26 protein-coding genes are annotated in these 26,730 nt (G+C 31.1%); 4 read left to right on the top strand and 22 right to left on the bottom strand.

The features are described from left to right. Nucleotides 1–5 precede the first annotated feature (5 nt). Nucleotides 6–710: a hypothetical protein gene (locus GQS57_RS04880; RefSeq protein WP_165731464.1), complete on the top strand. Its 705-nt coding sequence runs from the start codon at nt 6–8 to the stop codon at nt 708–710. On the opposite strand, the gene GQS57_RS04875 is transcribed toward GQS57_RS04880, so the two are convergent. The 6 genes from GQS57_RS04875 to GQS57_RS04850 form a co-directional block, all read right to left on the bottom strand. Next, a complete protein-coding gene (locus GQS57_RS04875) occupies nt 707–1,177 on the bottom strand; it encodes a CBS domain-containing protein (RefSeq protein ID WP_165731463.1) in 471 nt (156 codons plus the stop codon). The two genes, GQS57_RS04880 and GQS57_RS04875, sit on opposite strands and share 4 nt — an antisense overlap. A 476-nt stretch (nt 1,178–1,653) precedes the next feature. Beyond that, nucleotides 1,654–3,081, bottom strand: a complete 1,428-nt coding sequence (gene pyk / locus GQS57_RS04870; RefSeq protein WP_165731462.1) for a pyruvate kinase — start codon at nt 3,079–3,081, stop codon at nt 1,654–1,656. Nucleotides 3,082–3,083: 2 nt separating this feature from the next. Beyond that, nucleotides 3,084–3,554, bottom strand: coding sequence for an IPExxxVDY family protein (locus GQS57_RS04865; RefSeq protein ID WP_165731461.1), 471 nt, complete (start codon nt 3,552–3,554; stop codon nt 3,084–3,086). Between the two features lie 90 nt (nt 3,555–3,644). Further along, entirely contained in the window at nt 3,645–4,382 is a 738-nt protein-coding gene (gene rnc / locus GQS57_RS04860) for a ribonuclease III (RefSeq protein ID WP_165731460.1), read from the bottom strand. A gap of 6 nt (nt 4,383–4,388) precedes the next feature. Continuing rightward, entirely contained in the window at nt 4,389–5,642 is a 1,254-nt protein-coding gene (fabF, locus tag GQS57_RS04855; RefSeq protein WP_165731459.1) for a beta-ketoacyl-ACP synthase II, read from the bottom strand. A 6-nt stretch (nt 5,643–5,648) separates the two neighbouring features. Beyond that, nucleotides 5,649–5,885: an acyl carrier protein gene (locus tag GQS57_RS04850; protein ID WP_004569249.1), complete on the bottom strand. Its 237-nt coding sequence runs from the start codon at nt 5,883–5,885 to the stop codon at nt 5,649–5,651. A gap of 171 nt (nt 5,886–6,056) precedes the next feature. On the opposite strand from GQS57_RS04850, the gene GQS57_RS04845 reads away from it, so the two are divergent. The 3 genes from GQS57_RS04845 to GQS57_RS19195 all read left to right on the top strand — a co-directional run bounded on the left by GQS57_RS04845 (nt 6,057) and on the right by GQS57_RS19195 (nt 7,729). Next, entirely contained in the window at nt 6,057–6,629 is a 573-nt protein-coding gene (locus tag GQS57_RS04845) for a phosphoribosylglycinamide formyltransferase (RefSeq protein WP_165731458.1), read from the top strand. After that, complete coding sequence (locus GQS57_RS04840) at nt 6,622–7,257, top strand: viroplasmin family protein (protein WP_165731457.1); 636 nt, start codon at nt 6,622–6,624, stop codon at nt 7,255–7,257. Before GQS57_RS04845 ends, GQS57_RS04840 begins: the two co-directional genes overlap by 8 nt. 292 nt (nt 7,258–7,549) lie before the next feature. After that, nucleotides 7,550–7,729, top strand: a complete 180-nt coding sequence (locus GQS57_RS19195) for a helix-turn-helix transcriptional regulator (RefSeq protein WP_165731986.1) — start codon at nt 7,550–7,552, stop codon at nt 7,727–7,729. A gap of 136 nt (nt 7,730–7,865) precedes the next feature. Here the strand turns inward: GQS57_RS19195 and GQS57_RS04830 are convergent, their stop codons facing one another. The 16 genes from GQS57_RS04830 to GQS57_RS04755 all read right to left on the bottom strand — a co-directional run bounded on the left by GQS57_RS04830 (nt 7,866) and on the right by GQS57_RS04755 (nt 26,727). Further along, nucleotides 7,866–9,365, bottom strand: coding sequence for a RagB/SusD family nutrient uptake outer membrane protein (locus GQS57_RS04830; RefSeq protein ID WP_165731456.1), 1,500 nt, complete (start codon nt 9,363–9,365; stop codon nt 7,866–7,868). Nucleotides 9,366–9,380: 15 nt separating this feature from the next. Then, complete coding sequence (locus tag GQS57_RS04825) at nt 9,381–12,767, bottom strand: TonB-dependent receptor (protein WP_165731455.1); 3,387 nt, start codon at nt 12,765–12,767, stop codon at nt 9,381–9,383. A gap of 149 nt (nt 12,768–12,916) precedes the next feature. Then, complete coding sequence (locus GQS57_RS04820) at nt 12,917–14,089, bottom strand: FecR family protein (protein WP_165731454.1); 1,173 nt, start codon at nt 14,087–14,089, stop codon at nt 12,917–12,919. A 120-nt stretch (nt 14,090–14,209) separates the two neighbouring features. Next, nucleotides 14,210–14,767: an RNA polymerase sigma-70 factor gene (locus GQS57_RS04815; RefSeq protein WP_240915433.1), complete on the bottom strand. Its 558-nt coding sequence runs from the start codon at nt 14,765–14,767 to the stop codon at nt 14,210–14,212. Between the two features lie 180 nt (nt 14,768–14,947). Beyond that, nucleotides 14,948–15,688, bottom strand: a complete 741-nt coding sequence (locus GQS57_RS04810) for a succinate dehydrogenase/fumarate reductase iron-sulfur subunit (RefSeq protein WP_165731453.1) — start codon at nt 15,686–15,688, stop codon at nt 14,948–14,950. Between the two features lie 10 nt (nt 15,689–15,698). Continuing rightward, nucleotides 15,699–17,711: a fumarate reductase/succinate dehydrogenase flavoprotein subunit gene (locus tag GQS57_RS04805; protein ID WP_165731452.1), complete on the bottom strand. Its 2,013-nt coding sequence runs from the start codon at nt 17,709–17,711 to the stop codon at nt 15,699–15,701. Nucleotides 17,712–17,728: 17 nt separating this feature from the next. After that, nucleotides 17,729–18,388 (bottom strand): succinate dehydrogenase cytochrome b subunit, encoded by a 660-nt coding sequence (locus GQS57_RS04800; protein WP_165731451.1) that lies wholly within the window; start codon nt 18,386–18,388, stop codon nt 17,729–17,731. Nucleotides 18,389–18,538: 150 nt separating this feature from the next. Beyond that, the gene (locus GQS57_RS04795) at nt 18,539–20,155 is read right to left on the bottom strand and encodes an aspartate:alanine exchanger family transporter (RefSeq protein ID WP_165731450.1); all 1,617 of its coding nucleotides are present in this window, start codon (nt 20,153–20,155) and stop codon (nt 18,539–18,541) included. Nucleotides 20,156–20,350: 195 nt separating this feature from the next. Further along, a complete protein-coding gene (locus GQS57_RS04790) occupies nt 20,351–20,968 on the bottom strand; it encodes a hypothetical protein (RefSeq protein WP_165731449.1) in 618 nt (205 codons plus the stop codon). Nucleotides 20,969–21,409: 441 nt separating this feature from the next. Further along, entirely contained in the window at nt 21,410–22,282 is an 873-nt protein-coding gene (locus tag GQS57_RS04785) for a helix-turn-helix domain-containing protein (protein ID WP_165731448.1), read from the bottom strand. Between the two features lie 36 nt (nt 22,283–22,318). Further along, complete coding sequence (locus GQS57_RS04780; RefSeq protein WP_165731447.1) at nt 22,319–22,777, bottom strand: 3-oxoacyl-ACP synthase; 459 nt, start codon at nt 22,775–22,777, stop codon at nt 22,319–22,321. An 8-nt stretch (nt 22,778–22,785) separates the two neighbouring features. Further along, a complete protein-coding gene (locus tag GQS57_RS04775; protein ID WP_165731446.1) occupies nt 22,786–23,352 on the bottom strand; it encodes a 4'-phosphopantetheinyl transferase superfamily protein in 567 nt (188 codons plus the stop codon). Next, a complete protein-coding gene (locus tag GQS57_RS04770; protein WP_165731445.1) occupies nt 23,345–23,596 on the bottom strand; it encodes an acyl carrier protein in 252 nt (83 codons plus the stop codon). Before GQS57_RS04770 ends, GQS57_RS04775 begins: the two co-directional genes overlap by 8 nt. A 149-nt stretch (nt 23,597–23,745) precedes the next feature. Further along, complete coding sequence (locus tag GQS57_RS04765; RefSeq protein ID WP_165731444.1) at nt 23,746–25,020, bottom strand: beta-ketoacyl synthase; 1,275 nt, start codon at nt 25,018–25,020, stop codon at nt 23,746–23,748. 71 nt (nt 25,021–25,091) lie between these two features. Beyond that, nucleotides 25,092–25,535 carry a 3-hydroxyacyl-ACP dehydratase FabZ family protein gene (locus GQS57_RS04760; RefSeq protein ID WP_165731443.1) on the bottom strand — a complete coding sequence of 148 codons (444 nt, stop codon included), beginning with the start codon at nt 25,533–25,535 and terminating at the stop codon, nt 25,092–25,094. A gap of 139 nt (nt 25,536–25,674) precedes the next feature. Continuing rightward, entirely contained in the window at nt 25,675–26,727 is a 1,053-nt protein-coding gene (locus GQS57_RS04755) for a type III polyketide synthase (RefSeq protein ID WP_165731442.1), read from the bottom strand. Nucleotides 26,728–26,730: the final 3 nt, after the last annotated feature.

Here is a 26,730-nt window from a genome sequence, read left to right as displayed (position 1 = left end):
ATAAAATGCCATTATTTACAGATTTCGAACCCTTTTTAATTCTAATACTATTTATTATAATAGTTGGTATTATTATCTTTATAACTTATTATTTTAGTACAAAACAAAAAATTATAAGAACACTTTCTAAACTACCAATTAAACAAATAGGAAGCTTAAAAAATAATGAACTTACAAGATTTACAGGAAAAGCCTTACATGTTAAAGAGCCTTTAGTTGCGCCATTTAGCAAAAGAAAATGTGTGTTTTATGTCATAAAAATTGAACAACAGAAAAGTAACGGAAAACAACAAAGCTGGCGAACAATTGTACATGAAGAAAAAGTACAAGATTTTTTCCTAGAAAAAAATAGTGATTTTGCCATGGTAAGACTCCATCAAAATCCTAAAAACTACACCAGTTATTTAGTAGCTGATAAAAAAGTAAAATCGGGTACTTTTAATGACCCAACTTCAGAGTTTAAAGCATTACTAGAAAGCTATCATATTAAAAGTGATAATTTTTTAGGGCTTAATAAAACCTTACGCTATTCTGAAGCAATTATAGAAATTGGAGAAGAAATTACCGTTGCAGGTATTGCAAAATGGAAAAGCTTAAAAGAGCCCATAGAAGGCTATTCGTATTCTAAAATAGCCGAACTAGAAAGTTCTGATAAACAAAAATTAATTATTACAGATTTACCAAATATTAAATCTAAAAAAAGGTTTTAACTATTCCAGGTATTTCCTTTTACGCTAATTGCGGCTTTTAAAACATCTGTTTGACTTATTTGACCAATTAGCTTTCCGTTTTCTACCACAGGAAATCTTCTTCTATGAGAACTAATAAATTTAAAAGCAGCATCAAAAATATTGGTATTCTTATCAATAGTATCCACACCGATAGCCATATATTTACCTACTGTATTATTAACATCAGAAGGCATATTGTAATATTTACTTTCAGATATATGTTTAATACAATCTGTTTCAGAAATAATACCTATTAAATCGTTTTTGTCATTTACAACCGGTCCTCCAGAAATTTTATGTGTAATTAATTGTTCAATTACATGATCTAAGGTATCCTCAGCTTTAAAAGTTATCAATTTTTTTGTCATGTAATCAGATACTAAAATTTGCGCATCTTCTTTTCCCTGACTGGTATCTCGTTTTCCTTGAAAGCTTTTAATTGCCATAATAGTTTCGTTTTTGGTTCTCTTAAATTTAATGTTTTTTCTGTTTTATGCAACTTTTCTATCAAGTTTTTTTTTATTTCTTACATTTAAAGAAATTTATTTATCAAATAATCAAATGAAAGCCTTTTCTTCTCTTATATGTGTATTTAGAAATATCTGTCTTATTTTTTGGAGTTTTTCTGATTTAAAACCTCTATTTCATCTAGAAAAAAAGTCTAAATAGAATTCTCTATAAATAATGCACTTTGTCTTTTAAAGAAAGAAAAACAGCTATCAAACAAGTTTAGCCCAGATTGAAACGGCATCCTTTTTTCTGTCAGTTTGAGTGGTTTTTTATGACGAAGGAAGAAAAATTGTATCGAGAACAGAAGAAAAAAGATATAGTGGAAAGCTGGAAATAGCTTCTAAAAAAGTAAACGCATAAAAAAAAGCATCCAGAGATCTCTAGATGCTTTTAAATATAATTTTAGGCTGTTTTAGTCTATTTCAGAAACTCTTAATGTATTTACCATACCTTTTGCCTCAACTGGCATAGAAGTAAGGTTAATCATTAAATCTCCTTCTTTAACAAAACCTTTTTCTTTAGATATTTTGTTAATATCTACAACAGTATCATCTGTACTTAAGTTTTTATCGTAATAAAAAGCTTTTACACCCCAAAGTAAGTTTAGTTTTCCTAAAATTCTTCTTTCTGATGAAAATGCTAATATTTTAGCTTGTGGTCTCCATGCTGAAATTTGGAATGCTGTATAACCACTATTTGTTAAAGTAGAAATTGCGGTTGCATCGATATCATTTGCCATTAAAGCTGCGTGATGACAAACTGATTTTGTTATAAATCTGTTTGTTCTAATATGTGGCGCTTCATGTGGTACTTTAATCATTCTAGAGTTTTCAACTGCTTTAATGATTTCAGACATTTTCTGAATTACTTTTAAAGGGTGTTTCCCTACAGAAGTTTCTCCAGATAACATTACTGCATCTGCTCCATCCATAATAGAATTGGCAACATCATTTACTTCTGCTCTAGTTGGAACAGGATTATCAATCATTGTTTCCATCATTTGAGTTGCAATAATTACAGGAATTCTTGCTCTCTTTGCACGTCTTACTAATTTCTTCTGAATTAATGGAACGTCTTGCATAGGAATTTCTACTCCTAAATCTCCACGAGCAACCATTAAACCATCACAAAAAGGAATTAATGCATCAATATTTGCAACTGCTTCTGGTTTTTCAATTTTAGCAATTACGGGTACTCTATAATCTGAATGCTCATCGATTAAATCGCGTAACATTCTTAAATCTTCTGGTGTTCTTACAAAAGAAAGTGCCATCCAATCTACATTTAAACCTAATGCAAAAACGGCATCTTCTTTATCTTTTTCTGTTAAAGCTGGTAAAGAAATAGCTGTGTTTGGTAAGTTTACTCCTTTTTTAGATTTTAAAGGTCCTCCAACTACTGTTTTTACTACAACTTCTTTGTCTTTATCTGTAGAAACTACTTCAAATAACAATTTACCATCATCTACCATAATATGCTCTCCAACTTTTACGTCTTTAGGAAAACGTTGGTAGGTCATAAATGCTTTTTTGTTGTTACCAATACATCTTTCTGTAGTAAAAGTAAACAAGTCTCCATCATTTAAAACTACATCTTCTTCCATAACTCCTACACGAAGTTTTGGTCCTTGTAAATCTGCTAAAATGGCAACATTAAAACCTTCTTCTTCATTAATTTCTCTAATTCTTAGCACATTTTGTTTTACAACGTCGTAATCTGCATGCGAAAAATTAATTCTAAAAACGTTGACACCTGCAACTGCCAACTCTTTCATCTTTTCTTTAGTATCTATTGCTGGACCTAAGGTTGCAACTATTTTTGTTTTTTTGTAGTCTTTCATGTTTAAAATATTAAAAAGTCTTTAGACTTTAAGGTGTTTTTATCTATTGAATATGCGGTAATTACATTATCAATACTTTTAATTCTATTTACTGTTTTCATAACAAAATCATCGTCTGAATCTCCACAAATTTTTAAAAAAAAATCTACTTTTTTCTTTTCTGGAATTAGGTATGTTATTGTTTCTGATGTTAATAACAACTCGTTGGCTGCTGTTTGGTTTTCTGTTCTATAACTGTTAGTTATTAAAAACCACTCGTAATCATATTCTATATTTTCATAATTATATATAGAAAAAGAGGCTTTCTTTTCTTCTATAACAAATTTTAAATCTTCTTTTGCTTTATAAAACCTGGTATTAAGGTTTTTATTTAATAAGTAGGCAAGTTTATAATCTTCTAAAGTAGAATGGATTCCTATTAAAGAATATTCTTCTTCGCAAAAATCGTCCATTTCTAAAGCGTGTACCTGCATAGATTATAACTAATACTCGTTTTTATGAAAAACAAAATTACTAATTGTTTACGAACTTTACTGTTAATTTTAACGAAAACGTTATCGTGGTTAGCCTAAATTGATTTCTTTTTGAAACGCAAAATAGACTCTTTTAGCAGCTTGCTCTTCTGCTTTTTTCTTAGAAGTAGCTCTACCTTTGGCTATTTGCTCTCCATCGATACTTACCTTTACACTAAAGTGTTTGATAGCTTCGTTACCAGAATCTTCATAGGTGTCAAAAGTATATTTCTTCTTTTGTTTCTGGCACCATTCTATAATAAGCCCTTTGTAACTTGTAATTTTCCCTTCTAGCTTTTCAATATCTACGTAGGGTACAATTACATTTTCGTAAATAAATTTCTGACAAGTATTGTAGTTTTTATCCAAATAAATAGCGCCTACTAATGCTTCAAAAATATTACCATGAATATTATCTCCAACGTTAGCTTGATCTATATTACTTTTTACGAAACGTATTAAGTCTAGATCTTTTCCTAATTCATTTAAATGCTCTCTACTAACAATTTTAGAGCGCATTTGTGTAAGATAACCTTCACTACCTGTAGGTACTTTTTTGTATAAATAAGATGCAATTACAGATCCTAAAATAGAATCTCCTAAAAACTCTAAACGTTCGTAATTTATAGGAATTCCTTTGCTGTCTAACATTTGCACAGACCTATGTGTAAATGCTTTTTTGTATTTATTTATTCTTCTTGGAGAAAAATTAAGTAGTTTTTTTAATTCGTTGTATAATTGTGCATCCTCTTCACTGTGAGGTTTTACTATTTTACGAATAAAATTCATAGAGTATTATTCATCAAGTTTTTTAAATGCAACACATGCATTATGTCCACCAAAACCAAAAGTATTACTCATAGCAATATTAATATCGCGCTTTTGAGCTTTATTTAAAGTTAAGTTTAATTCTGGATTGATATTTTCATCTACATTAACATGATTAATTGTTGGAGGTACAATACCATTTTTCATGGCTAAAATTGCAGCTATAGACTCTATAGCTCCTGCAGCTCCTAACAAGTGACCTGTCATAGATTTTGTAGAATTAATATTAATGTTTTTAGCATGTTCTCCAAAAACTGCAGAAATTGCTTTCAATTCTGCAACATCTCCTAAAGGAGTTGAAGTACCATGTGTATTAATATGATCTACATCTTCTGGTTTAATACCTGCATTTTCTAAGCAGTTATTCATTACAGCAATCACACCAATTCCTTCTGGATGTGGTGCCGTCATATGGTGAGCATCAGAAGACATTCCTCCTCCAATAACCTCAGCATAAATTTTTGCTCCTCTAGCTTTAGCATGCTCATAGCTTTCTAAAACCAAAGCACCTGCTCCTTCACCTAATACAAAACCATCTCGTTCTGCATCAAAAGGTCTAGAAGCTGTTTCTGGACTTTCGTTTCTTGTAGATAAGGCATGCATGGCATTAAAACCACCAACACCAGAAATTACAACTGCAGCTTCAGAGCCTCCAGTTACAATAACATCACAAGTACCTAAACGAATATAATTTAAAGCATCAATCATTGCGTTAGCAGATGACGCACATGCAGAAACCGTAGTATAATTTGGCCCCATAAATCCATTTTTAATAGAAATATTTCCTGGCGCAATATCTGCAATCATTTTTGGGATAAAAAATGGGTTAAATTTTGGTGTACCATCTCCGGCTCCAAAATTTATAGCTTCGTTTTGAAAAGTTTCTAAGCCTCCAATTCCTGCTCCCCAAATTACACCAACGCGTAATTTGTTTAATTTTTCTAGATCAAAATTTGCATCTGCAATTGCTTCATCTGAAGCAACCATTGCATACTGCGTAAATGGATCCATTTTTCTAGCGTCCTTTCTATTAATAAAGTCCGTTACCTCGAAGTTTTTTAATTCACATGCAAAACGAGTTTTGAACTTGGCAGCATCAAACCGCTTGATAGGTGCTGCACCGCTAACTCCGTTAACTAAAGCATTCCAATACTCTTCAATATTATTACCAATTGGCGTAAGTGCGCCAAGTCCAGTGACTACAACTCGTTTTAACTGCATATAAATTTACTTTTTAGCTTCTTCAATATAGCTTACTGCTTGACCTACTGTTCCGATGTTCTCTGCTTGATCATCTGGTATTTGAATATCAAATTCTTTTTCGAATTCCATAATTAATTCAACAGTATCCAAAGAATCTGCTCCTAAATCGTTTGTGAAGCTAGCTTCTGTTGTTACTTCGTTATCGTCTACGCCTAATTTGTCTACGATAATAGCTTTTACTCTTGATGCAATGTCTGACATAATTTTGTGTTTTTTAAAATTTTAATCGTGGCAAAAATACAAATCTTAGCAATTAAAACTAATTTTTGTCCCGAAAATGATTCTTAAAAGTAAATAAAAATATTTAATCTTCTCTTAAAATAATCAATTTGTTAATAATTATTCTTTTTTTTGTAGCTTAGAAATGAAGTTATGAAGCGTATTGTTATTTTTGCATCTGGTTCTGGAACGAACGCAGAAAACATTATTAAATTTTTTAATCATACTAAAACCGCTAAGGTTACTACTGTGCTATGTAACAATGAACATGCCAAAGTATTTGATAGGTGTAAAAAATTAGACATCAAATGTTTACATTTTAAAAAAGAAGCTTTTTTTACTTCGGATGAAGTGCTAAACCTATTAAAAGAACAGGCAGATTACATTATTTTAGCAGGTTTTTTATGGAAAATTCCAACCAAAATTATCGATGCTTTTCCGAATAAAATCATAAATATTCACCCTGCATTGTTGCCAAAATATGGCGGAAAAGGGATGTATGGGATGAACGTTCACAAAGCGGTAAAAGAAAATAAAGAATCAGAAACGGGTATTACAATTCACTACGTAAATGCCAATTATGATGAAGGTGCCATCATATATCAGGCAAAAACAGCCTTAAATGAGGAAGATTCTCCTGAAAAAATTGCAGAAAAGATTCATATTTTAGAACAAGAGTACTTTCCTAGAGTTATTGAAGATGTAATTTTAGCTATAAATGAGTAAAAAAAAGTTTTATGTAGTTTGGAACGGACACAGAAAAGGGATTTTTACGTCTTGGAAAGTCTGTAAAAAGCAAATTGATGGTTTTGAAGGTGCTCAATATAAATCGTTCGCAGATTTAAATGAAGCCGAAATAGCTGCCACTAAAAATTATGTAGACTATGTAGGGAAAGACACTAAAAAGAAAACGTTATCATCAACAGAAAAAGAAAAATTTGGGAGACCTATTTTAGAAAGTATTTCTGTGGATGCAGCTTGTTCTGGAAATCCTGGTAAAATGGAATACAGAGGCGTTTTAACGCATAATAAGCAACAAATTTTTATAAAAGGCCCATTTGCTAGAGGAACTAACAACATTGGCGAATTCCTAGCTCTAGTGCACGGAATTGCTTTATTAAAGAGTAAGAACAAGGAAAATATTCCTATTTATTCCGATTCTAAAATTGCCATGAGTTGGGTAAAGCAGAAAAGATGCAAAACCAACATGCATTTTGATGCTTCTAACAAAGATTTATTAGAGTTGATAAAAAGAGCCGAAACTTGGCTGAAAAATAACACGTATAAAAATCCTATTCTAAAATGGGAAACCAAAGCTTGGGGAGAAATTCCTGCAGATTTTGGGAGGAAGTAAAGGTGTTGGCAGTTGCAGTTTTCAGTTGCTTATTTTTATGGAAAATTGCTACTGAATAATCTAAAGACTATACTAAATAGTACAATTCTTGTAATACGTGCAACTTGTCCCTTTGAAGTAATGAAAAGTCACTTAACAGTAAAACCAATAATACTTAACAAGCGTTATGGGATTTCTCCCAAAAGGTCGAAATTGTAAAGATTTACTAATTCGAAGACAAAACCGTATGAAAAAAAAACCAAAACTTGTCCCTTCGAAGTATTGAGAAGTTGCATAACAGTAATAATCAACAATACTTAAAATCATAAAAAGAAGACAAGAATTAGGGCTCTCTCAAACAGATTTAGCCATTAAACTAAACATGACCACAAGTGGATATTTTAAAATAGAAAAAAGAGACTCTAAACTAGACCTTTTAAGGCTATTTGCAATTGCAGAGTGCTTAGGTATAGATGTTAAAACACTTTTTTAAAAGCAATACTATCAACTTTTATTATAAATATAAAAACCCCGAAACTAATAATTAGTTTCGGGGTTTTAGGGAAGGTATATAAATTAATTTTATAAATTTTTATTCAGTTTTAGAATTCTTTCAGGTAATTGCACCTTTACCAATTAATATTATTATTTAATTCGTCTGCAGGAATTGGAAGGTATTCTTTAGAGCTATCGTAAAACTCTTTTCCCACTTTATCACTATTTTGAATCTCTTGTTCTAATAATCCCCATCTTTTTAAATCATAAAAACGATGTCCTTCCCTAAAAAACTCTATCATTCGTTGATGCCTAATTTCTTTCATCATTTCTTCATTAGTTTTACCTAAACTTAAAGGGAGTAAGTTAGCTCTTTCCCTAACTCTATTTAAATAGGGATACGCTTCGTTTACTTGTCCTTGCATAATTAAGGCCTCTGATTGCATTAATAAAATATCCGAAAAACGTAAGACTTTTTCATTAATTTCAGAAATTTGAATTAGTTCATCATTATCCTTCCAATTTTGATATTTTTTTATCATAGAATTAAAACCAAAAAGTAAAGTATACTCAGAGAAAGGTTTATTATAAAAAACCGCATTAGGATAGTCCCAAACAATTGAAGCATACATTCTAGGGTCAAAATCATTTGAAACTGTTTTTTCTTCCTGAAATTCATTAAAAATTTTATTTGTAGGGAAAGCTTCAAACCATCCACCTACTTCTGCTGGCGCATAAAATTGTCCTGAAACAGATCCCTGAGATTCACTCGAATTTTCGGTACCACCTACAACTGTACCTCCAACATTTTGAAGCTGAATTTCGAATAATGATTCTTTATTATTATCATATTCTTTTTCAAAATTCTGAGCATAATCGGCTAATAAATCATAAGTATATGGGGTATTAGAGTAACCATTAACATCTAAAATTATTTTAAATTCAGCCTCTGCTAAACCCCATTTTTGTTGATATAAATAAGCTTTTCCTAAAAACCCAATAGCCGCGCCTTTAGTTACTCTACCTACCCATTCTGAAGAATAAGAAACTGGTAAACCTTCCTTTGCATCATTAAAATCATTTTCTATTTGAGTCCAAACATCAGACTCTGGACTTTTATTTTTAAAATAATCATTTTTAGATGTTGGAACATCAGTTACAATGGCCACATCTCCAAAATTAATAACCAAATAAAAATAATTTAACCCTCTTAAAAACTTAGCTTCAGCTATATATGCTTTTTTTTCTAAATCATCTAGCTCTTCAATATTTGGCGTGTTTTCTATAATTTGATTAGCTCTAAATATACCATTATAAGCCCCTTCAAAGATTTGACCTACCTTACCATTAGTTGAAGCATTTACAAATGTTGAAAGTCTATATAAGTCAGAAACATCATTTCTAATATAAAAATCATCTCCCCGTGCATTTTGTACTGCTGTTCCATTATTATTGTAATATCCTGTATTTTTACTTTTTAAAGTTTTATAGGTTGCAGCAAGCCCTAATAATAGATCATTTTCACTTTTCCAAAAATTTTCTTGTGTGATTACATTGGGGTTTATCTGATCTAATTCGCTTGTACAAGCTCCTAAAAGTATAACAAAGATTAATATATATATATAATTTTTCATTTGATATTTATTTAATTAAAATGATAACTGAACTCCTGTTAAAATAGTAGATGACAAAGGATAAATAAGCTGTCCAAAATCTACTCCTCGATCCAATACTGAACCACTTCCTCCTAAATCTGGATTAAAACCTTTATAATTTGTTAACGTGAAAATATTATCTGCGCTAACGTATAATCTTAAATTACTTAACCCCATTTTTCTTATTAGTGTTTCAGAAAAACTATATCCTAATTGAAAAGTTTTAAACCTTAAATAAGAACCATCTTCTAAAAACCTACTTGATGTTTGACCATTCCCATTTGGATCATTAATAACAGCTCTAGGCATGCTCGTGTTTGTATTTGAAGGAGTCCAAGCATTTAAGGTAGACGAAGCGTAATTATGTTCTGCATCCATTCCTTCTAAATCTTGTCTTAAACCATTATAAATTTTATTCCCATAAGTACCTTGAAAATACAATTTCATGTCAAATCCTTTCCATGCTAAATTACTTCCAAAACCAAAAGAAAAATCAGGTGTTGGGCTTCCTAAATATTGTCTATCATTTTGATCTATTTTACCATCATCATTATAATCTACAAATTTTAAATCACCAGGTCTTGCATTAGATTGTATTAAATTACCATCTTTTGTATAACTATTTATCTCTTCTTGTGTTTGAAACAATCCGTCTTCTTTTATTAAATAGAAAGCCCCAACTGGCCCTCCTGCCTGTGTAATAGTAGTTTCTGCATCATGCTGTGTTGCTATACCTCCAAATATTTGTTGAGTTCCTGTTCCTAAATCATCAACCCTATTATTAATAGTAGTAATTGATCCGTTAAATTCATAACTAAACTCATTAACGGTATTTCCATAAGTTGCTGAAATTTCAATTCCCTTATTTGTTATATTACCCGCGTTTACATACGGACTAGTACCGCTAGCTCCTGTAGAAAGTGGAATAGGAACTCTAAGAATTATATCTGAATTTTTTTTAATAAAATAATCTGCAATAACTTTTAACTTACTATCAAAAAAACTTACATCTGTTCCAAAATTTAAAGTCTTAGATACCTCCCACTTTATATCTGGTGTTGCAAAAGCTGTTTGAATTGCTCCGGGCCATAGTTCTTGATTTTGTCCCATTACATAATTTGCATTTAAATTAATTAATGGACTATATGAATAGTTATCGAAATTTTGACTTCCCAGAACCCCATAACTAACCCTGAACTTAGCACTATTTAATGTTCCATTTCTGTCAAAAAAATCTTCATTTGAAATATTCCATGCTGCAGATAAAGACGGAAAATAACCGTATCTATTTTCTTTTCCAAATCTAGAAGAACCATCCTTACGCATAATTCCCGTTACTACATACTTATTATCATAAGCATACATTAATCTTCCAAAATAAGAAATCAACACATTTTCACTAGCATTACTACCAGATTGGATATTAGTAGTTCCTGCATCTAATACTTTTACACCAGACGGCATACCACTTTTACTTCCTACTAAGCTTCTAAAATTTGTTTTTTGATAGGTATATCCCAACAAACCTTTTATACTGCTTTTACCTATTTTAGTTTGATAATCAAATGTATGTTCTAATAAAGATGTAATACTTTCATTTCTCGTTTCCGTCAAATCAGCATCTTGATTGATAAAAAAAGTACCTATTTCATAAGCAGGTGTATAATAATAGTTATAATTACTTTCACTTGTGTAACCTGCATTAAATTTATAAGTTAATCCTTCAGTAATTGACGCCTCAACAAAAACATTAATAACAGTTCTTTTCTCTGTATCTTCTGGCTTTATTAAACTAGATTGAGCCACTGGATTAATCACAGTAACCACTGCCCCTTCTGCACCTGCAAAGCCCCCTATTGCATTTTCATCGTATACATCAAATACGGGTATCATTTTTACAGCAGAACCGGCAGAATTTCCTCCTTGACCTTGTCCCCATCCACTTAACTTACCTGTAGTCCTTCCATTAGATAATAAAACGGTTTCTCCTATTTTAAACCTACCTTTAGTAACTTCTGATTTAAATCTTAAATTAGCTCTATTATAGTCTGTGTTTATGATAACTCCATCTTGAGCTAAGTAACTTCCCGACAAACTATAACTATAGTTTTCACCACCACCACTTACATTTAAACTATAATTTTGGGTAGGTGCTATTCTATATACTTCATTTTGCCAATTGGTTCCATTTCCTAAACTCGTTGGATTTTGCGCTAAATCTAGTCTCGGTAAACCTGCATTATCATGTGCTGCATTACTTACATTAGCCCATTGCTCAGCATTCAAAACATCTAACTTTTTAGTAACAGTTTGTATACCAGAGTAAGCACTTAAATTAATTTTTGCTTCTCCTTTTGTTCCTGATTTTGTAGTAATAATAACCACACCGTTTGCCGCACGAGATCCATAAATAGCTGCTGATGATGCATCTTTCAAAATATTCATAGAATCAATATCTGTTGGAGAAATATTATTAATATCCGAAACCTGAACACCATCTACAATAAACAATGGATCATTATTACCTAAAGAACCTGTCCCTCTAATTAAAATTCTCATTCCTGATCCTGGATTACCTCCAGCTGATTCTACTTGTACACCAGCAACTTTCCCTTGTAATGATCTAGCAATAGTATTTGTACCTTGTGTTACCACATCATCTGCTTTAATACTTAAAACAGCTCCAGTTACTTCATTTCTACTTTCCTTTCCATAACCAACCATTACAATCTCATCTAACTGTCCAACTTCTTCTTCCAAAGAGACATTAATATCGATTTTATCATTTACAGCAACTTCCTTTGTTTTATACCCTAAATAAGAATACACTAAAACAGTGTTTTTATCAGTTACAGAAATCGTATAAATTCCATCAAAATCTGTAGTTGTACCGTTAGTTGATCCTTTTTCTAATACACTAACACCGGGTAGAGGAGTACCAAATTGGTCTTTTACAATTCCTTTAATAGAAATCTTAAATGGAGTCTCTTTTGTATTACTTATTTTAATAGTGTTGGGTATGTTATTATGAATTAAAACAATTTGTTTTCCTACAGTTTTATACTCAATATTTGTATTCTTAAACAAGTTTTTTAAGACATCAAACACTAGGGTGTTTTTCACATTTACCGATACCTCTTTTACATTATTTAATTCATTGTTATTATACAATATATTAAATTCCGTTTGAGATTCAATTGCCCTAAATACTTCTAGATAGGTTACTTTATTCAAACTTAAAGTTACTTTATCATTCTCTAAATTAGTCCCTGCCTGAATTTGAAAGAGTGAAATAAAAATAAGATAAGCTGTTAATTTCATTTTACGACTTATTTTATGGGATAAAGAGCTACCTCCCCATACGTTAGTTAGTTTTTTCATACTTTTGCTTTAGTTAATTTGGTTTAATAAATGTGTTAAATCATACAAATCTTAGATTGGGAAATGTTCCAGCATTTTCCGATCTTTTTGTATATTCTAGTTGTACAGTTTTTGTTTAAATCATTTGTTTCTGCTATTTTTAAGTTATTTTAGTTAATTGTTATTGTATCTTTTTCTATTATATATTTAAATGAGTAATTTGCTTTAAAAGATTCTAAAACCTCTTGAATATTTTCTACTTGAAAAGTAGCTGTAAACACCTGATTGTCTAACTCTTTGTTATTGTTTATAATTTTAATATTGTAATGTCTTTCTAATCTTTTAATTATTTCTGGGAATCTTAATTTTTCTATAACTAGGGTTCCATCAATCCAACTTGTATAAAAGGAAGTGTTCACTTTTTGAATTGTTATCTTTTGATTTTCTTTATCCCATTCCGCCTTTTTTCCTGGTTGAAGTAACTTTGATTTTTCTTCAGAATACAATTCATCTTTACCATACAATCTAACAGCTCCTTCTACCAATACTGTAGAAATATTTTTGTTTTCTGAATAAGAAGAAACATTAAAGCTTGTGCCTAAAACTCGAATGTTTAAATCGTTAGACTCAACAATAAACGGATGCTCTATGTCTTTGCTCACTTTAAAAAAGGCTTCTCCTGTTAAAAATACTTGTCTATTTTGTCCGTTTAAGAAATTAACGGGGTATTTTAATGTTGTGCCAGCATTTAAATGAACTTCTGTTCCGTCTGAAAGTATTAAGGCAAAGGTTTTACCATAAGGCACATTTAATTCATTATAAACAAGTTCTTTTGAAATGGTTTCAGAATTATTTTGATAGTTTATTTTCTTTCCAATTTGAGCACCAATTACCTCTCCTTTTTGATCTATTATTTTAGTTTGTCCGTTGCTAGTAATTATTTGTGTTTCACCGTTAGATAGTTTTAGAACAATCTCTTCATTCACTATGGAATGCTCTTGAATAATGGTTGCAGGTTTATTAATGTATAAAAAGTAGGCAATTCCTATAAAACCAATAAAGACAGCTGCTACTCTAGAAAATATTTTAAAATAATTAAACTTTGGAGTGGGATTAATTTCTTTTAAAATTTTCTTCCATGTTTGCTCTTTTCCTTTATCAATTTCCCTTGCATTTCTAGCCCTTTTGAGACGTTCTTGCGAGTTCTTTATTCGGTCTACTATTTCTTGAGCGCTCTCTTTGCCAAAGTCTGATTCCATTCTTTCAGAATCGATACTTTGATCCATTAAATAAGACGATGCTACGTCTTTTACGAACTCTATTAATTGACTAATTCTTTTCATGTATTATATATTGTCAAGCGCTTTTACAATATATAAACGAGTACTTCTTAAAAGAGGGTGAATAAAAATTAACTTTTTTTAATATAAAGATAATTTAAGGTAGATATAAATATTATTAACCTAATTAATCCGTAGTAAAACAATCAAAAATGTAATTAAAGAAGGTTTTAAAAATAATCTTAATTTTTTATAAGCTATTTTTTTTTGTGTCTTAACAGTGTTCATAGAAATATCTAATTCTTCTGAAATTTGTTTATTTTTATATCCGTTCATACTTAAGTTAACTACTTCTCTACATTTTGTAGGTAACGTTTTTAAACCTTTTTCTATGGTTGATGAAACTTCTTCGATAAAAAATTCTTTATCGAAATAAGAATCAGACTCTAATTCAAAAAAATCTATAGTTTCTAGCCTTTTGATTAATTTATACTCATTACTTCTTAAATAATCGATGCTTTTATTTTTTACTGAGACATACAAATAAGATTTTACAGCAACTTCATCATCTAAAAATACTTTATGATTCCAAAAGTTAATAAATACATCTTGCACAATGTCTTTTGCTTTTTCTATGTTATTTACATACTTATCGGAAAAGAGACATAAGGAAGTGTATAATACGTTATACAAGGCATTATACTGGTTTAATCTTTCTCTATTTTCTTTATTTAAATTCAAATTTCTAGTTTACAAATATGTTAATTTCGTGAGAAAAGGATCCATTAAAAAGGCCTATCCAAACCTGTTTAAACTAGAACAAAAGAAAGAATTAAAAACCTAAACACTGTTGTTGAGCGTTTATAAAAACAGAAAAACCTGCAAAATGCAGGTTTTTCTAAAAAATATAATATTTATGTATTAGAGATTAGCTTTCATTAACTCTCTATTCATACGAGCTATATTGTCTAAAGAAATTCCTTTAGGACATTCTACCTCACAAGCCCCTGTATTTGTACAGTTTCCAAAACCTTCTAAATCCATTTGAGCTACCATGTTTTGTACACGATCTGCAGCCTCTATTTGTCCTTGTGGTAATAAAGCATACTGAGATACTTTTGCACCTACAAATAACATTGCAGAAGAGTTTTTACACGTTGCTACACAAGCACCACAACCAATACAAGCTGCTGCATCCATAGCCTCATCCGCTGCATGTTTAGAAATAGGCAACGAGTTAGCATCTTGTGTATTACCAGAAGTGTTTACAGAAATGTAACCACCTGCTTGCTGAATACGCTCAAAAGCCATTCTATCTACAATTAAATCTTTAATTACAGGAAATGCTGATGCTCTAAAAGGCTCTATAGTAATAGTTTCTCCATCATGAAACATACGCATGTGTAATTGACAGGTAGTAATACCTCTATCTGGTCCATGAGCTTCTCCATTAATATATAAAGAACACATACCACAAATACCTTCTCTACAATCATGATCAAAAGCTACAGGTTCTTCACCTGAGTTAACCAATTGTTCATTCAAAACATCCATCATTTCTAAGAAAGACATATGCTCTGAAATATCAGTCACTTTATAGTCTACCATTTGACCCTTTGAACCAGCGTCTTTTTGTCTCCAAATTTTAAGTGTTAAATTCATTTTGTCTTTCTTATTTGTATGAACGTTGTTTAAGTTCTATATCTTTAAATTCTAATTCTTCTTTATGTAAAACTGCGTCTGCAGGTTCTCCTTTATATTCCCAAGCAGATACAAAAGCAAAATCTTTATCATTACGTTTTGCTTCTCCTTTTTGCTCACCGTCTAATTCTACAGATTCTTCTCTAAAGTGTCCACCACAAGATTCATTTCTTACTAAAGCATCTTTAGCAAACAATTCTCCTAATTCTAAGAAATCTGCTACACGTCCTGCTTTTTCAAGCTCTACATTCATTTCGTTTGCAGTACCAGGAACCATTACGTCTTTCCAGAACTCTTCACGAATTGCTTTAATTTCTGCCATAGCAGCTTTTAAATCTTTTTCGTTACGAGACATCCCTACTTTATCCCACATTACTTTTCCAAGACGTTTGTGGAAATGGTCTACAGATTTTGTTCCTTTATTATTCAAGAAGAAATCGATTCTATCTGTTACTTCTTTTTCAGCTTCATCAAACTCTTTAGTATCGGTTGCAATCGCTCCCGTTCTAATATCATCAGATAAATAATCTCCAATAGTATAAGGTAATACAAAATAACCATCAGCTAAACCTTGCATTAAAGCAGAAGCACCAAGTCTGTTTGCACCATGATCAGAGAAGTTAGCTTCACCAATACAGTATAAACCTTCTACAGTAGTCATTAGGTTATAATCTACCCAAACACCCCCCATTGTATAGTGTGTTGCTGGATAAATCATCATTGGAGTTTCATATGGGTTTTCAGCGATGATTTTTTCATACATCTGAAATAAGTTTCCGTATTTTTCTTCAATAATTGCTTGTCCTAATTCTATAATTTTTTCGTTAGAAGCATTTTTAATACCATGAATCTTAGCTTGCTCTTTACCATAACGTTGAAAAGCAGAAGCAAAATCTAAATACACAGCTTCACCTGTTGCATTTACACCATAACCAGCATCACAACGCTCTTTTGCTGCTCTAGAAGCAACATCACGTGGTACTAAATTACCAAAGGCAGGGTAACGTCTTTCTAAGTAATAATCTCTATTTTCTTCAGCAATTTCAGTAGGCTTTAATTTACCTTGCTGAATTAATTTTGCATCTTCTATTCTTGCAGGAACCCAAATTCTACCATCGTTACGTAAAGATTCAGACATCAAAGTTAATTTAGACTGATAATCTCCTGAACGAGGAATACATGTTGGGTGAATTTGTGTATAACAAGGATTTGCGAAATACGCTCCTTTTTTATGGATTTTCCAAGCTGCAGTAGCATTAGAACCCATTGCATTTGTAGATAAGAAATACACGTTTCCGTAACCTCCGGTTGCAATTACAACAGCATGTGCAGAATGACGTTCTATTTCTCCTGTAATTAAATCTCTCGCAATAATTCCTCTTGCTTTTCCACCAACTTTAACAACGTCTAACATTTCATGACGATTGAACATCTCAATCTTACCACGAGCAATTTGACGGTTCATTGCAGAATAACATCCTAATAATAATTGTTGTCCTGTTTGTCCTTTTGCATAAAAAGTTCTAGAAACTAAAACTCCACCAAAAGAACGGTTATCTAATAAACCACCATAATCACGTGCAAAAGGAACTCCTTGTGCCACACATTGATCTATAATGTTACCAGATACTTCTGCCAAACGGTGTACGTTTGCTTCACGAGAACGGTAATCTCCTCCTTTTACAGTATCGTAAAACAATCTGTAATTAGAATCCCCATCTCCCATGTAATTTTTTGCTGCGTTAATTCCACCTTGTGCTGCAATTGAATGCGCTCTACGAGGAGAATCTTGGTAAGCAAATGCTTTTACGTTATATCCTAATTCTGCTAACGTTGCTGCTGCAGAACCTCCTGCTAAACCTGTACCAACAACAATAATATCAATATTACGTTTGTTAGCTGGATTTACAAGATCTATTTTATCTTTATAAGTTGTCCATTTATCTTTAATTGGACCTTCTGGTATTTTTGAATCTAAAGCCATAGTTATAAGATTAATGGTTAATGATTAAAATGATGAAACAATGCAACAATGATAAATCCTAAAGGAATAATTATAGAATATATTTTACCAAAGTTTTGTAATGCTTTTTTTCTACCTGCAGTAACTCCCATAGATTGGAAAGCAGATGTAAAACCGTGTGCTAAATGCAATCCTAAGAAAACAAAAGCGATAACATAAAATGCAACTCGCCAAAGAGGTACAAATTTTTCTTGTAACTCATGAAAATATCTTACAGGATCTTCTGGTAATGCTGCAATGTATTTATGGTTAACTTCTGGAATCCAGAAATCTATAAAGTGAAGTACAATAAAAGCCAAAATAGCTGCTCCACTCCAAATCATGTTTCTACTCATCCAAGATGAATTAGCTGCACCATTGTTTTTAGCATAAGCAACTCCGTTTGCTTTTTTGTTTTTTATTTCTAAAATAAAACCTAATACAAAGTGAAAAATAACACCAAAAACTAATACAGGTTGCAACGCAAATTGTACTAAAGGATTGGTTCCCATAAAATGAGACAACTCATTAAAGAGGTCTTCACTAAAGAGTGATGTAATATTTACCGCTAAATGTATAATTAAGAAAAACATGAGGAAGAATGCGGAAAGCGCCATGGCTACCTTTCTCCCAACTGAAGATTTGAAAAATCCGCTCATTGTATAAATGTATAATTAAGTTATAATTGTTCTTTTACAAATGTACCATTTAGATACGCTCTACTGAAATAATAATGGTTGTTTTTTGGTTATTTAGAATCGTTTTAAGGTGATGATTTTGTTTTAAATATTACTTTATTTTTTAGCGTGTTATAACACTGCCATTACTTCTGCTACAATAATTATAAGAACCAATGAAAAAGGATACACAGCTGCATAAGCAATTTGAGGAGCATCCGAATCGGTCATAGAATCTGTTGCACTTAATCCTGGTGTAGAAGTCATACCTCCTGTTAAGGCTCCTAAAACAGACAAAAAGTTTATTTTTAATAGGAATCGTCCAACAAGAATAGTAGTAATCATAGGAATTAAGGTAATTAAAGCACCGTATAAAAATAAAATAAAACCATGTTTTTCAATTGCTGAAATTAAACTTTGTCCTGCTTTTAAACCAACAGGAGTAAGAAATAATAAAAGCCCAAACTGACGTAATATTTGGTTTGCAGGACCCGATAAATTCCAAATTACAGTAGCAAACTTTCCTTTCCAACTTAAAAATATAGAAGATAAAAGCACACCTCCTGTAAGCCCTAATTTTAAACCAATTCCTCCTAAAGGAATAGCAATAGCACCTACAAGAATACCGATAACAATACCAAATGCTACAGGTAAAAAACTTGTTTGTCCTATTCTTTTTAAACTATCTCCAAAGAGTTGCGTCACCGCAGGAACATTCCCTTTAGAGCAAGAAACTAAAATTTTATCACCATATTTTATTTTGGTTGATGGATGCGGAGCTAAATCGATACTAGCTCTTCTAATACGTGTTATGGTAGCAGAATAATTTTCTAGAAGATTAAGTTCTTCAATGGTTTTATTTACCACAGCATCATTACTTACTACATACCACTTTACTTCGTATGTTCCACTTCTAGGGATTTTAATATCGGTAACTTTACCTAATAAAACCTCTATTCTTTGCAACGCATTTACCGTACCTACTGCTTTTATAATATCTCCCGTTTCTAAAATAGTATCTTTTGTTGGAGAAATAGGCAACTGATTAGGCTTCATAATACGTGAAATATTCGCTTTGGTCATAAAACGAATTCTCAATTCTCTAATCGTTTTACCGTTTACGTTTTCATTAGAGATAATTAGGTTTTTATTGATCACCATTGGAGTGCTAGATTTCGATTTTTCTTCAAAATCTTTTTCTTCTTTTTCGATGTTCACCCTAAACAACGAAGGACCTAATTTTACAAATAAAATAACACCTAAAACTCCAAACGGATATGCAATACCATAACCAATAGACGCTAAAGGAGATTGAGAAGCCTCTATAGAAGCAGCCAAACCAGGTGTAGATGTTAGTGCTCCTGTTAGTAAACCACTCATCATATTCATATCTACATCATAAATATAAGAAATAGACACAGCAGTAATACCTCCTGTTATAACCGTAATACCTGCCAAAAGGATTAATTTAGCTCCTTGCTCTTTAAAAGAACTAAAAAATGAAGGTCCTGCTTGCATACCTATGGTATAAATAAATAACACCAAACCTACACTTTGAATAATTGGAGGAATATTAAAAGTGATGCCATTTAAATTGTACAGATATCCAAAAAAGATAGCGACAAAAATAACCGCAGAAGTATCAAAACTTATCCCTTTTATACGAATGTTTCCTAGGGCGATTCCTAAACCAATAACTAGAAATAACACAAAGTAATCTTTAGTGAGTAATTCTAAAAAAAATTCCATAATTTTTAATATTAATTTTATAAAAATTGACTTTAATTTAAGTAGACAAAAGTATGCCTTTACTTCATTTAGTTTTTATGATAATTATCACTAGAAACGCTGCTATTACTGATATTTTAAAACTACACGCTCTCCAACTACTATGTCTATTGAACGAATACGTTGTAGTACATTTTACCAATTAAAATGAGCCATTTATTTAGTATCCGAAGAGATTAGACATTTATCATTTTTCCATTTCCCCATAAGTTCCTCTTTCTGAATTACTTCTCCATTGCATGTCAAAAAATTCCCTTTTTCGTCTTTTTTTATAATTTTCATTTTACCTTTCTCAATAGCATTTACAATTCTATAAACCAATCCGTTTTTAGAAACAATACTTCCTTTTGCAATTAGTTTTAACCCTTCTTCATTATTGTGTAAATCCATTTCAGTTGAAATTTCATCTGGCACAACACCATCTTCTAATTTTTGTTTCTTGTACGTTAAATAATTTTCTTTTTCATGTGCCTCCCCTAAAGAACGAGCAGCATTTTCACCCATTTCTTGCGCTAGTCTTGCCATCCAATAAGCATGTCTAAAAGCATCTACCTGCCCACCTGCTCCATCTTTATCTAACAAATCTGTTTTTGCAATTGAATCTGAAACCCTATTTGTTTCTTTAGAAATTTCTAAAGATTTTGTCGCCTTAAAAGGATGAAAAAATACCCATTTTTTAATTGGTGGAGAGAGCTTAAAAAAACTTTTAAAATTAGATTGTCCAAATGAATGTACAGTAAAAAGTATCGTTAAAAGAAATAGTGTCTTTTTCATTTTGAAAATAATGATTTGTAAAAAACAAAAATACTCCTTTTAATCGAAAAACAAATTGATGCGTAAACTTCCATACCACTTATTTTTAAAAAAACATTCAACAGCAAACTCCTTTATGAGTCTTAATTTCAAAGTAGTAATACTTGATATTAATCAATTTTAAAAATTTAGTACAAAAAAAATCATCTTAATTATAAAAATTAAAATGATTTAAATATATGTTTTTAAAAAACAGGAATCACTTCCTAAAAAATTGAAGAAATTGGGGGAAACCTTAATTATTTGTAGCAAAACTAAAGTTAATTAAAAACATTTTTAGATAATAATACTCCAAAAAACTGTAGAAATGGGAAAATAAATAAGAATTCACCTACTTTTTTAAGTGAAAACGGCTTTTAAATTATAGAAACTTAATGTTATTCGAATAAATTCAAAAAAACATTACACATATTTTTTTCTAAACTCTTCTGGTGTAGAATTAGTGTGTTTTTTAAAATATTTATACAAATTGGTAGGCTCATTAAAACCAGTTTTAAAAGCAATTTCTTTTATAGAAAGATTATAATGTATCAGCAATCTTTTCACTTTAATTATAACAGTATCATCTATAAACTCTTTAGCAGATTTGTTTGCTATAAATTTTACAACCATATTAAGCTTCTTTGCAGAATACCCTAACTTATTTGCATAATCATACACTTTTTTAGTTTTGTAGTAATCTTCTTCTAGTAAATTTTGAAATATAATAAACTCTTTTAAATACCTACTTTGTTGCAAAGTGTTATAGCCTGTCGATTTAATTCTATAAATCAAAGTAATTAAAATATGTAATAAACTCCTTATCAGTTTAAAAGAATAAATATCATTTACAACTAAAACCTCTTTTTCTATTCCTTTTATTAATTTAAAAATACTCTCAAAATCGCAGTCTTTTAATTGTGTTTTTGGAGAAACTAATAACTCATTAAACATCTGAATTGCATTTGCAACCTCAATTTCATTTAAATAACTATTTAAAAACTCTTCTTTAAAACATAATAGAAAACCTTTTGTTGCCTTATTTAAATAAAACCGATGCATTTGATCTTTTCTAATAGCCAAAATAGTCCCTTTATCATATTCATAATCAGAAAAATCTATTGAGTGTTTACCTTTTCCTTCTGTTATAAAAATTAATGCATAAAAATCTACTTTATGATTTTTTGTAAGAATTTCTTCACTTTCAAACTTATCTAAGTCTTGAAAATTAACAATATCAAAATTTGATTGCTGGAGTTTTAAGTAATTATGGGTTCTGTGTAGGGTAATTGACATCTATTTAAGGTATTAAAACCTCTAAAATACAGATTATTATTTTAGTCCTTTTATAATTATTGTATTTCCATTAAAAACAATTGCATCTTCCATCTTTTTACCTAACAACAACTTACCGATTGGGGACGAAACAGAAATAGCAAAATACACTACATTATCAACTGTAAGTTGACCTGCAGAAATAGATAAAAAATAATTAGCCATAGTTGTTTCAATCACCGTGCCTAAATGCGCAATATTAGACGTTTTAGAAACATCAATTTTAGCTAAAATTTCTTTCATTTGTGTAATTCCGGCAAGTTGCTGACTCGCTTTTTCCATTTCTAACTGCAACATAGCTCTACCGGTTTCGTGCTTATCGCCAGCAGAACTTTTAGTTTCTGATTGCAATGCTTTTTGATTAGAGGAAATAATTTCTGTAACCGTATTTAAGCGTTTATTTACAAAAGCTTCACACTGCTTATAAAGTGCTTCTTTAACTTTTAATTGCGACATATATTATTTTAATTTTCTAAAGTAAATACAAAAGCACCATAATTTCCATGATGCGAAATTGAGCAAGATTTGGTTAATAATTTTTTCTTGTGATAAAATAAAGGAGCACCAACAGTTGTTTTTATTTTTACGATTTCATCGTATAAAACCCCCGTTTCTATCGCCAATTGTGTTTTTAAATCGATATGAGTTTTTTTTGATGCACCAATCTTAAAAAAAATAGCATCCTCACTGTTCACCTCTTTGGCAATTGTATGGATATAAAATGGATTAAAACTTATATTTGTAACATATTTATTAGCTTCAAAAAGCACAAAGCCTTCTGTTTTAGAAATTAAACTACATTCAAATTTTTGAGGTGCAAAAAAGCGTTTTTCTATTTTTTGAGTATAACATTTATAAGCCGCTTCTTTCATAGACCAAAACAACCAAACTGTTATAAACGGATTCTCTGCATTACGAATTGCTTCTTGTTCTTTTTTGGTGAATTGTTTTTCTAAAAACCCTTTTCGCTGCCAATTACTCTGGGTTTTAGCAAAGTTTAAATCAACAATATCATTACCAATATTATGCATCCATTTTAGATTGAATTACGGCAATAGTTGCTTTTACAGATAGCATTTTCTCCATAGAATCGTTGTCTATTTCTATTTTAAACTCGTCTTCTACATCTAAAATAATATCTACCAAATTTGCAGAATTTATTTCTAAATCATTTATAAAATCTGTTTCTTCTGATAAATTTTTAAAACCTTCTTCGTTTTGAATATATGGTTTTACAATAACAGTTAATTTCGATATAATTTCTTCTTTTGTCATATGTATAGTTATTTACACTTCGACAAGCTCAGTGTGACATTGTTAGTTTTTATTGTTCCAGCGTTTTTAATTATTAACTTTCATAAATTTATATCAAAAATTAAAAACACTAATTAACGCTACGCATATCAGTCTGAGCCTGTCAAAGTCTATTTTTCATATTTCTTAAAGATAACACATGCGTTTACGTCACCAAAACCAAAACTTGCTTTTGCTAAAATAGTAATGCTTTTCTCAATCAATTTAGTCGGAATTTTATCTGTAGAAATTAATTCAGAAATTTCCGGATGAACATCTTCACAATTGATATTCGGAAACACAAACTGTTCTTTAATTTGCAAAACGGAAGCCACAGATTCAATAGCACCAGAAGCAGCCAAACAATGGCCAACCATAGACTTTAAAGAGTTAATAGTTGGAAAATCAGTTCCTCTTCTTTGCAATGCTTTGGTCCAATTTTCTATTTCTAAACTGTCTTTAGAAGTAGCTGTTAAATGTCCGTTTATTACATCTATTTCATCTGCAGAAATACAAGCATCTAAAATTGCATCTGTAATACATTTCTGAACAGCTTCTGCATTCGGAGCCGTTAACGTTCCGCCATTTCTTTGTCCGCCAGAATTTATATTTCCACCTAAAACCTCTGCATAAATGGTTGCTTTTCTTTCTAAAGCACTTTCTAAAGATTCTAAAACCAAAGCTCCCGCTCCACTTCCAGGAACAAAACCAGACGCAGTTTCACTCATCGGTCTCGATCCTTTTTCTGGCGTTTCATTGTGCTTATAAGACATCACTCTCATGGCATCAAACCCACCCCAAGTATACAAACTACTATCACTAGAACTGCCAACCAACATTCTTTTTGCCTTTCCGTTTTTAATACGTTCAAAACCTAATAATAAGGCTTCTGTACCCGTTGTACAAGCAGATGAATTTGTGGTTACTTGGTTTCCTAAACCTAGAATTCCGCCTAAATAAGCCGAAATTCCGCTTGCCATGGTTTGCACCACAGAAGTACTTCCTAAACGTCTTACTTTTTGATCGTCAATTTTATAAATTGATTCTCTGAATTTTTCAATTCCCGAGGTACCTGTTCCAAAAATTAAACCCGAATCATAATCTAATTTAGAATTTTCATCTATAGAAAAACCAGCATCTTTCCAAGCATCAATTCCTGCCATACAACCGTATAAAATTGACGTACTGTTAAAGCCACGTAATTGTAAAGGTGATAAATAGGCTGCTTTTTTTTCTTCGGAAACCTCAGGAATTCCACCAATACAACAAGAAAAACCTTTGTCCTTTAAATTTTGATGAAAGGTAATTCCTGAAGTTCCTGATTTTATCGCATTTGTAAACGCAGGTAAACCAACGCCATTTGGTGACACAACTCCTAAACCAGTAATTACCACTCTGTTTTTCATTTTTAAATATTTATTAATTTGTTCTCGATACAATTTCGCGAAAAAGCGAAATCACTCGAACTGACATTAATTTATTTTGCGATTATCATTCCAGAAATAGTTCCTCTGCAAACCAATTCATTTTTGTCATTCATCATTCTTACTTTGCACTTCAATTTATTGAATCTAAAATATTCTTTCTCCGAAATTACGGTTACTTTTTCATTGGGTAAAACCGGTAAATAGAAATCAACCTGATTAGAAGTTAGCGCAATTTGTGTGTTTTTTTCTTCGGATGAAATTTTATCTTTTAATAAATAAATACCCAAACATACAACACCAATTTGTGCCATGGTTTCCGTTAAAATTACACCTGGCGTGATTGGGTTTCCTTTAAAATGACCTTCATAAAAAAAAGCTTTTTCGTTGAAAGTGTAATTTCCAACAACTCCATTTTCTGAAATTTCTGTGAGTTCATCTACAAATAAAAAAGGCTTTGTATAAGGAAGATTTTTTATGATTTCTATTTGGTTCATTTACTCTATTTTTTAGACATTTTTGTCATTTCGACAAAGGAGAAATCATATAACAGTGATTCCACAATACAAACCAAACTTTATGCGATTTCTCTCTCCGTTCGAAATGACATTCTTAAGAAGGTTTATGAACTATACTTTACCATTCCAACAATATTCGTTGCGCAGAAAAACCAGGACCAAAACTCAACATTAAACCTCTTTCGCCTTTTGCCGGATTCCGATCCATAAATCGTTCTAAAACATACAAAACAGTTGCGCTAGACATATTACCGTACAAACGTAAAACCTCTTTTGTATCGTCTATATTTTTACCTAAAACCCCGAATAAATCTTCTACCGTTTGTACAATTTTCTTTCCTCCTGGATGAAAAATTAAGTGGTCTACATCATCAATCGTTAAATTATTTCGTTCTAAAAACGGATGTACAATTGCCGGAAAATGATCTGATATTTTTTGCGGAACTTCCTTATCCAATATCATTTGTAAACCTGTATTTACCAATTTAAACCCCATCATAGAAGTAGCATCATAAAAATGATACATCGCTTCATCAATAATTGCGGGTCCTTTATCATCTTCATGCGAAGACAAAATAACTGCAGAAGCACCATCACCAAAAATAGCAGCACTTACAATATTTGTCATCGAATAATCTTCTAATTGAAACGTTGCGGTTGGTGCTTCTACAGCAATTACAACTGCTCTTTGGTTCGGATTCGATTTTAAAAAATTCTTTGCATAAATAATTCCAGAAACCCCTGCTGCACACCCCATTTCGGTAACAGGTAAACGCACAATATCTTGTTTCATTTGCAGGGAATTAATCAAATAAGCATCCATAGACGGAATCATAATTCCGGTACAACTTACGGTAATTATATAATCGATATCCGTAGGTTTTAAACTCGCTTTTTTTAAAGATTTTTTTAAAGATTGTTCTGCTAATTTTACAACTTCACGTGCGTAAATATCATTTTTTTCCTCAAAAGAAGTTGCTATAAAAACCTCTTCTGGATCCATAATAGAATAGCGCTTGTCTACGCCTGCTCCTTCAAAAAGTTTAATCACTTTTCTTTGAAAACGGGTATCTTGATCTTGCATCCATAATTTTACAAACGGAATAATATCTTTAGTTTCTCTGTAATATTTTGGAAGTTGTTTTGCAACCGATGTTATTTTTACTTTCATATT

Source organism: Polaribacter sp. 20A6, assembly GCF_011378915.1.
GTDB lineage: Bacteria > Bacteroidota > Bacteroidia > Flavobacteriales > Flavobacteriaceae > Polaribacter > Polaribacter sejongensis.
Note: the sequence above shows the minus strand (reverse complement) of the source record. Positions and strands in the feature narration are given on the sequence as shown.